Source organism: Holdemanella sp., assembly GCF_056804935.1.
The window spans coordinates 10829-12445 of the sequence record NZ_DBMEXE010000025.1; the positions used below are offsets into that span (position 1 = coordinate 10829).

2 protein-coding genes are annotated in these 1617 nt (G+C 32.3%); both read left to right on the forward strand.

The window, feature by feature from the left end:
- Nucleotides 1-793 (forward strand): GGDEF domain-containing protein (locus ACZQCL_RS02390; RefSeq protein ID WP_482481767.1); only part of this gene is annotated, 793 nt, incomplete at its 5' end.
- 113 nt (nucleotides 794-906) lie between these two features.
- Nucleotides 907-1590: a hypothetical protein gene (locus ACZQCL_RS02395; RefSeq protein WP_482481768.1), complete on the forward strand. Its 684-nt coding sequence runs from the start codon at nucleotides 907-909 to the stop codon at nucleotides 1588-1590.
- Nucleotides 1591-1617: the final 27 nt, after the last annotated feature.

A 1617-nucleotide genomic window follows, 5' to 3' on the forward strand; every position in this document is an offset into this window, starting at 1 on the left:
GGAATTCAAATTGGCGATTTTATGTGAAATCGTATATCTTTTGATTCTGGCTATATCGATTCCGTCTGGACTTGTATTTTCAGTTAGTCAAGAAAATATATATTCGCGAGGACCCTATTTCGTTATTTATATCTTTGCGTATTTTATATCAATATTATATTTATCTTTATCTACGATTTTTGTTTCGAAACAGTTTCAAAATTGCAGTAAAGCATTGATTTATCCATTAATGATCTTCTTGGTTGCAGAAACGATCATACAAATCTTAGTTCCAGATCTTCATGTGAGTTGGCTTTGTGTCACCTTACTTTCGGTCTTATATTTTATATATTGTAGTGAAATGTGGAATCAGCTAGATGGCTTGACCGGATTACTAAATCAGAATAGTTTTTTGAATCGCTCTGAAGAAATGAATTATACAAATGGTATGTTGATCGTGCTTGATGTGGATGATTTTAAACATGTCAATGATGTGTATGGTCATGTCAAAGGAGATTTGTGTTTGCGTATCATTGCGGATTGTATTAAGAAGGCATATGCCAAATATGGCTATTGTTACAGAGTTGGCGGCGATGAATTCTGTGTCTTATTAAAAAACAGTCGGAATGAAGAGGCGTGTTCTGCACAGTTTGAAAGTTTCATAGAAAAGAAGCGTAGAAAATATAGTTATTTGCCTTCTGCATCTTATGGCTCAGCCATGTTGTTGACGGGGGATATTGTGAGTGTCAAGGATTTGGCAGATCAAAATATGTATTCGAATAAGCAGAAGCATAAAAGAAAAAAGGGGCAGTGATTAAACTGCTCTTTTAAGGTATAAGCCAAGTGATGATATCTACAAGCCATGAAATGAAATTCGATCCTTTCTTGATTTCATTATCATATAAAATGAAGGAGAGTGATTTACATATGAAAAATAATGAGAAAATTGTATACGGTAAAAGAATTAAAAGGAGTGATATCGTAATTTCAATTTTTTCCATCTGGGTATTGACTTTTCTATTTTTAAAGCTGGTTTTTATATATGTGAAAACTAACGGGTATGTTGACGGATATATAAATGAATCTTTTTTTGAGCCAACCTTGGCCTTAATTTTGACACCGATTATAGTGCTCTTGGCTTTAAGTGTCACAAAACTTCAATATTTAGAGTTGAATGATGAGAGCATAATCTACTATAGAGGAAATAGCTTGATGGAAAGTTTAAAAATGGTCGCAGAAATACTAAAGAGTGGAGATTATAAAAATGCGTATCAAGAAATGACGTATTCAACAATTAAGAAGTTGCGCATCACGTATAATTCTGGCAATCCTATATCAAAAGCAAATTTTGATACATATTATTTATCGTTGAAACTATTTGATAATAAAGAATGCTTCTTTGAGTTAACACAATCAATGCTATTAAACGACAAACTAGATATGAAGTTGATTGCACAAATAATTGAAAAAGCAAAAGAGCATTTAGTACGTGTGGATGATCCATATCAAATTGTTCCGTTGCTACGAAAGAATCCAAAGTTCTTGTATCGACATTTAACTAATGTTTCAAATGCTAGAAGTAAAAAGTGTGAAGAAAAGGGTTCTTTGTGAATATATATGGTTCTAACCTTTACCTTT

Excerpts from the sequence above, each read along its gene's own strand:
- ACZQCL_RS02395 (WP_482481768.1), top strand. The coding sequence starts at position 907 with ATGAAAAATAATGAGAAAATTGTATACGGTAAAAGAATTAAAAGGAGT.